Genomic DNA, 7,238 nt, shown 5'->3' with positions numbered 1-7,238 from the left:
ATAATTTAGATATATAAAATGATTCTGTTTATATTTGGTTATGTAAAAAAGACTATTATGATTACAATATTCGCAAGTAGGTCGGTAAAATTTAGGTCATATGGTTTTTAGTAGCTCTAAAGGATTAAGTAAACGTATTTAAACGATTAAGTAAACGTTTTTTACACGATTAAGAAAACGTTTTTAAACGATTAAAATAACTGATTATATATGTGGTATAGAAACCATAATCGAAATAATAAAGTCATTACGGTCTCTATATCCAAGTTGCCAGCCATTAAAAAAACACAGACAAATCAAGGTTGAATTTAGAATGTATTAATCCTTGGAAAATAAATTGATAGTAATTCATATGGAACCAATGACATTTAGAGAATTTTTGATATTTATATTTTCAAGTAGACCTTTCTCAAGACTATACTATCGAAAACAAACAAGACAAGAGGTAATTAAAGAAATATCATCAAAACTGACCCATAACGATGACATTGAAATTAGAAACCAAGACTCAAAAAAGTTCGTTGGATGCTTTATTCCGAAAACAGATGATTTCAAAGCAAAACTTAAACGTAAGGCCATAGGAACATCTTTTACATTGCATCAGTTTATAAATATTTATGGCACTTTAAAAGAAGAACATGACTTGGTTACCATAGAAATAGAATACAAGCAATCAAAAAAGCTTAAAACGCATAAGGTTGTTTGGGCAATTGTGTTCGTGTTTATTTTCAGTAGAGTAGCTATGATTGAGGATGTTAATAGTTTCTTAATTGTATTGCTTTTTATCGGTATAACACTTGCATTTATATTAATGTTATACAATTCAATTCTAAGAAAACAAATTGACTATACTGAAAAACATCTGGTCTATAATGAATAAATAACGGCTGGCAACAATAAATAAAAGGCATAGGCTGTCAGCGGAAATTTGAGAGTTTAGCTATTTAAATAAGTGCGCCGAAGCCAAGGCTTCGGCAAAAAAAGAATAAATTTAAAACCAAAACCTTAGCTTCGGCTAAGTGGGGAATCGGAGGTTTGGCTTATTAAAGCCAGCCTACGCCTCTTATTAGTAACGTTGTGGTCAAGCAAACAAGAATACATTATGAACAAAAAGCATTTTGCAACAACTGAATTGATTATAATTATTGGATTTTCAGGTTTATGTCTGAGCATTATTTTATTCATGTTCGTCTTTATACCTGACTCTGTACTATTTGCCAAAGAAGGAATATTAAGATGGTTACCGTTTGTTTTAATTTTTGGAGGAATCCCATTTTCCATATATAAGGTTGTGAGCATTTTTCATAGTCAAGCGGCAAAAGCATTAGCATTTGGTTCAATTCTAATAATTGGACCTTTATTTGGATTTCAGAGTGGAAAAAACGAAAGGATTGCTCTTGAAAAAGATGGAGTAATTACGACAGGGTATATTTCGAAGAAATGGTATTCCACTGTAAATAAAAATAATGAGTGGTTAGTAAAGACAAAATTCAATGTGGACAGTGTCTGGTATGAATCATTCTCACAGACGGATGAAGAGAATATATTTGAAGAGAATCAAAAAATAGAAATTATTTATTCGAAAAGAAATCCTGAACTGAATAGAATTTATTCTCTCTTTATCAAGGAAAAATAAAAAATGCCAGGCCACAACAATGGCTAATAAAGCATAAGTGAGCCGATTCACTTTGGATGGTTCTCAGCTTCGGCGAGCAGCGCCAAATCGTTGATTTAGCTTTTGTAATGAAAAAGATAAAAACAAATACAACGCTTTGGCTTTGTGAAATTTGGAAGTGAGTACAATTAATATCACTTACGCTTCATAGCCTGAACGTTGTATGCCATGCTAAAAAAGCCAACGCACAAATAGCACATTTGGTTTTTGCCGACACAAGACCAAACACTTAAAAAACCAAAAGAGCTATTTTTTAGCCAACGCTCAACAAAGAATTGAAACTGAATTTAATGAATAAAATAGACCAGATAAAGTCAATAATTGAATGGATACTATCATGGATTCTAAAATTAAGACTACGAAAAACGTATTGGAGTATTGCAGTACCTACAGGCTTATTCATTTTAGGAGAATTTGCGAAAAAACTGGACTTCTGGATTAAAGTTACAAACCAATTCCAAGAAAGCTCAGAAGGATACTGGCAAAAACTTTTTTGGAAGATCGTTCACTTTTATCTTAGTATTAATCTTCCTTGGTGGAGCCTTATTCTCATAGTAGTAATGCTTTTATTGTTCACCTATGTATACTTGCAGGAGTTAAAGGCCAAAAGACTAGGAATTGAAGTAACAGTCGAAAGTATTACAAATAACATTTCCAGTCACCTTTCAAGAAAAATTGACGATAAAATAGAAGAAATAAAGTCGGAGCTAACATTTCAACCTAATCAAAACTGGTTCAGGGAGCAATGTGAATCATCAATTGATGATCTTGGAAAAAGGTATACCCCAGAGTTAAATGTAAAACTTGAAGTATCCGAAATCTTCGAAGGGTTGGGAAGAACTGAAGAGTTCAAAAGGAAAGCAACAAAGCTTTTTGACCAGTTTCTGATAAAAGGGAAAAAGATATTAAAAGATCAGTCTAAAGTAAAAGAAGCTCTTGAGAGTTTAGAAAATGCCTTTGATGAGTTACAGACTTTGTTTCATAAAACTGAATTCTTAGGAACCATATCTCTTCCAATAGATGAGTTTGAAAGTTTGTTAAATAATGCTCAGAGTTCAGTTCGAAAAATCTATGATTATTACTTAGCGGAAGAAAGAAAACTTCAAAAAGAAAAAAATGATTACCAATATTATCAAAAATATGGTACCGAGTTAAGAAACATTAGAGAATTCGAGCATGAGCTTTCGAATTTTAAAAATTTAATTCATGGTTCTTCATTTAAACTTGCGAATAATCCTTTTTTACTGCTAGATGGTGAAGCTGGTATCGGAAAATCACATTTGATTGGAGATATAGTTTCAAAAAGAATTAATAAAGAACATGAAAGTGTTTTTCTTCTTGGTCAACATTTTGTTACAGAAGAAGACCCATGGACACAAATTTTTAAACGACTACAAATCAACTCCAAAGCAGTAGACTTTCTAAGTAAACTAAATCAACGAGCTGAAACGTCAGGAAAGAGAATTATTCTTTTTATTGATGCAATCAATGAAGGAAAAGGAAACTACTTCTGGAACGACTTTGTAAATAGCTTCATTAATGAGATAAAAAAATATGAATGGCTTGGACTCGTATTAACTATAAGAACGTCTTACAAAAATTTGATTCTACCTGAAGACGAAAGAGCTAATCTAGATATTGTTGAACACCATCACTATGGATTTAGGAATGTCGAATATGAAGCGAGTAAATTATTTTTTAATAATTATAAAATTGAATTACCTAACGTTCCATTGTTACATCCCGAATTCCAAAATCCCCTTTTTTTGAAACTATTTTGTGAAGGAATTAACAAAGCTGGATTAACCCGTATTCCTGATGGTCTTCAAGGAATTACCTCGATTATAAACTTTTTTATTAAAAACGTAAATATCGTTTTATCAAAACCCAAAAGAGTTGGATACTCTGATAGCTTAAAGCTAGTACAAAATTCAATTCATGCTTTAATTAAGTACAAAGTTGATAACCAACTTAGATATGTACCATACGATGCAGCTTATCAAGTTATTGATGAATCCATTTCAGGCTTTATTGACAAAAAAGGTTTTATTGATGATTTAATTACTGAAGGTGTATTGTCAAAAAATATTTTTTGGAAAGAGGAGAATGATAATGAAGAAGGAGTTTATTTGGCTTATGAGCGATTTGAAGATCATTTAACTGTCCAATATTTACTCTTACAACATCCTGAATTAGAAAACGAGTTTAAAGTAGGCGGGCACCTCTTCAATTACGTAAAAGATGAAAATGCAATTTATATGCACAAAGGGTTGATTGAAGCTTTTTCAGTGCAAGTCCCTGAAAAAGAAGGATTCGAGTTTTATACTCTTATTCCTGATTTTAAAGACAAATACCCGATTATAGAATCCTTTGTTGAAAGTTTGCTTTGGAGAAAAGTTGAAACTATTAATGAAGAATCGAAGAAGTATGTAAATGAATATGTCTTTTTGTATCAAGGCACGCATGATTTTTTCTGGGAAACTATTCTTTCGGTTACAGGAATACCAAATCACTTCTTTAATGCTCGTTCTCTAAATAATCATTTAATAAAACTCTCCCTTGCTGAACGAGATGCTAATTGGACACAATTTCTCAAATATAGATATAGTGATGACTCATCAGTAAAACGGCTTGTAGATTGGGCATGGAATCAAACGGATAAATCACACATTTCTGATGAATCTGTTCTGCTTTCTAGTATCACTTTGGCATGGTTTCACACTTCCACCAATAGAAAACTCAGGGATTGTTCTACAAAAGCATTAATTTCTTTACTGCAAAATAGACTTGATGTATTGCTAGAACTCTTAAAAATGTTTGAAGGAGTTAACGATCCTTTTGTTTATGAGCGGCTATTCGCTGTTGCCTATGGATGCGTAATTAGAACAAATCAAAGAGAGAAAATAGCGGAAATATGTGAATATAATTTCAAAATAGTATTTAATAGCACCATTACAGGTGTAATTCCACACATATTATTAAGAGATTACGCTAGAGGAGCTATTGAATATGCGTATTACCTTGGTGTCGAATTGAGTTTCGAAATATCAAAAGTTCGTCCACCATATCAAAGTAATTGGCCAGATAATATTCCATCGTATGAAGAATTAAAGGAAAAATATGATAATGATCAATATTGGGATTTATGGCAATCAGTCATGGGGTTTGGAGATTTTGCAAGATATACAATTGGAACCAATCATCAATCTGATTGGTCAAGCTCTAGATTAGGGGAAACAATAATCAATAAGAAACAAGTCTATGAAGACTTCAAAACTAAATTATCTTCTAAGCAAATTGAGTATTTAGAAGGCATGAAAATAGATTTATCTGAAGTTAATTTTAGTGACTTATTCTCAGATGATTTAACCGAACTAGGAGATGATGAATTGACGGAATCATTAGATGATTTTAATTCCAGTGTGGAAGAACAAAGAAATGAATTTAAGGAAATGCTAACTCAAGCATTAAAAGAAGAGTATGAAAAAGACATTGAACCATATTTAGATGATTATAATAATATTACAGATAAAATGGAAACTTTTGATTTGAGTATTGCACAAAGAATAATTCTTTCAAAAGTTATTGACTTAGGGTGGTCACCTAAACTGCATTTAGATTTTGACAAAGAAATTGGAACTGGAAGAGGAAGAAATACCACTCCACACGAAAGAATTGGGAAAAAATATCAATGGATAGCTTATTATGAATACATGGCTTTTTTGACCGATAATTTTATAAAATTGGAAAGATGGGGGGATAACAAAGTAAAACCATATGATGGCCCTTGGGATCCTTATGTAAGAGATATTGATCCAACAATGTTAATTAGTGAAACTGGAAGTTATAATGAAGAACAATCTGAGGAGTTCTGGTGGGTTCACAACAAAATATTTAACTTGGAATGTACTAATGAAAGTTGGGTAAATGATAAAAGTGTCTTACCTAATATGGGTGAAATGATCCAATTAAAAGATGAAAAGGGTGAAGAATGGCTAGTTTTAGAAGGTTTCCCTTCTTGGTCTGAACCCAAGAAGATAGGCGAAGAAAAATGGGATCAACCACACAAAGAACTTTGGTGTCAAATAAGAAGCTACCTTGTTAAAGATGATGAATTCAATTCATTTAAGGATTGGGCTGTTAGACAAAATTTCATGGGGCGTTGGATGCCTGAAAGTGGTGATAGATATGAAATGTTCAGTAGAGAATATTTTTGGTCACCAGCACAAGAATATTTCATGACTGAATATTATGGAGGGACTGAATGGTCAGATGTTCACGATAAGGAATCAGGAGAGTATATTGCTAAGGTTAATGTAACTGCACAAGGCTTTTTATGGGAGGAAGAATTTGATAAATCAAAAGAAGAAACTATTAGTTTTTTAAAACCAAGTACCGTTGTCCATAAGGGTATGAATTTAAAATATAGCCAAAGAGAAGGAGAATTTATTGACAAATCTAAAGTGATACAATGTTTTTCTTCAAATGTTTATCATAATTCGAAATCCTACTTACTTGTTCGGAAGGATTCTTTTTTGAAGTTTCTAAATGAGAATAAATTAAAAATTGTTTGGACAGTATTGGGAGAAAAACAAATAATTGGGGGACGATCATTCAGCGCTAATTATCCTGGGAGATTAGAAATTAGCGGAGCTTATTATTTTGATCAAGAAGAATTAAAAGGAGAAATTAATACAGAAAATGCCTGACACATGCACCCATACACATTGCCAAGTCGCGCAAGGCAATCGCACAGACCAAAACTTGTCAAAGAGTATGGCTGCCCCATCGCTGACCGAAAAGAAAGCACGGGCATACAACATTTTGTATAAGTAATGGCAGAAAAAGTATTAAATATCAAGGTTTGTATCCCGCTCAAACTGCACTGCGGTTTGACAGGAAACTACCACGCAATCTGCCACTACTCATACAATTTACCGTCAGACTGTCTAAAAACTAAAAAGGTGTTGACATAAAGTTCATAAGTATGGTGTAGTTTTCTTCAGTAAAAAACAGGTATTATGTATCTTACATACATGAGATACATACAAGGACAAGATCGTCAACAAATCAATCTATTTCCGGTAAACCTCGACGGAGCAGTATCCGAAGATAATGACGTGAGGTTAATTGATGAGTTTGTGGAGTGCCTCAATATGCAAGATTTCGGCTTTCAAATGGGGCCAAACGAAACCGGTCGCCCTGGGTATCACCCGGGTGTTTTATTAAAGCTATATCTGTATGGCTATATGAACGGCATACGCTCTTCCCGAAAGCTGGAAAAGGAATGCAAGCGTAACATCGAGGTCATGTGGTTGTTGGGGTGCCTTAATCCAGATCACAATACCATCTCCAATTTCCGCCGCGACAACCCCAAGCCCATCAAAAAGGTTTTTCGGGCAACCGTATCCCTGGCCAGGCACTTTAACCTGATAGGAGGCGTGTTGATTGCAGGCGACAGTACCAAGCTCAGGGCCCAGAACAGCAAAAAGAACAATTACAACCAGGCCAAAATAGACCGTCACCTGAAGTATATCGAGAACAAACTGGAAGAATACAACAA

The 7,238-nt window shown here is 33.4% G+C and carries 4 protein-coding genes; all 4 read left to right on the top strand.

Annotated elements, in window-relative coordinates:
• The first annotated feature begins 352 nt into the window (after nucleotides 1-352).
• On the top strand, nucleotides 353-880 hold the full coding sequence (locus tag ACRD64_RS24820) for a hypothetical protein (protein WP_430937260.1): 528 nt from the start codon (nucleotides 353-355) through the stop codon (nucleotides 878-880).
• A 222-nt stretch (nucleotides 881-1,102) separates the two neighbouring features.
• Complete coding sequence (locus ACRD64_RS24815; protein ID WP_430937258.1) at nucleotides 1,103-1,636, top strand: hypothetical protein; 534 nt, start codon at nucleotides 1,103-1,105, stop codon at nucleotides 1,634-1,636.
• Between the two features lie 329 nt (nucleotides 1,637-1,965).
• Nucleotides 1,966-6,384 carry an AVAST type 2 anti-phage system protein Avs2 gene (gene avs2 / locus ACRD64_RS24810; RefSeq protein WP_430937256.1) on the top strand — a complete coding sequence of 1,473 codons (4,419 nt, stop codon included), beginning with the start codon at nucleotides 1,966-1,968 and terminating at the stop codon, nucleotides 6,382-6,384.
• Between the two features lie 327 nt (nucleotides 6,385-6,711).
• A partial coding sequence (locus ACRD64_RS24805; RefSeq protein WP_430937254.1) for a transposase occupies nucleotides 6,712-7,238 on the top strand: 527 nt, incomplete at its 3' end.

The sequence above is a fragment of the Saccharicrinis sp. 156 genome (genome assembly GCF_050589685.1).
GTDB lineage: Bacteria > Bacteroidota > Bacteroidia > Bacteroidales > Marinilabiliaceae > Saccharicrinis.
The sequence above is the reverse complement of the archived record's forward strand: the minus strand, read 5'-3'. Positions and strand labels throughout refer to the sequence as shown.

Excerpts from the sequence above, each read along its gene's own strand:
- ACRD64_RS24820 (WP_430937260.1), top strand. The coding sequence starts at position 353 with ATGGAACCAATGACATTTAGAGAATTTTTGATATTTATATTTTCAAGT.
- ACRD64_RS24815 (WP_430937258.1), top strand. The coding sequence starts at position 1,103 with ATGAACAAAAAGCATTTTGCAACAACTGAATTGATTATAATTATTGGA.
- avs2 (WP_430937256.1), top strand. The coding sequence starts at position 1,966 with ATGAATAAAATAGACCAGATAAAGTCAATAATTGAATGGATACTATCA.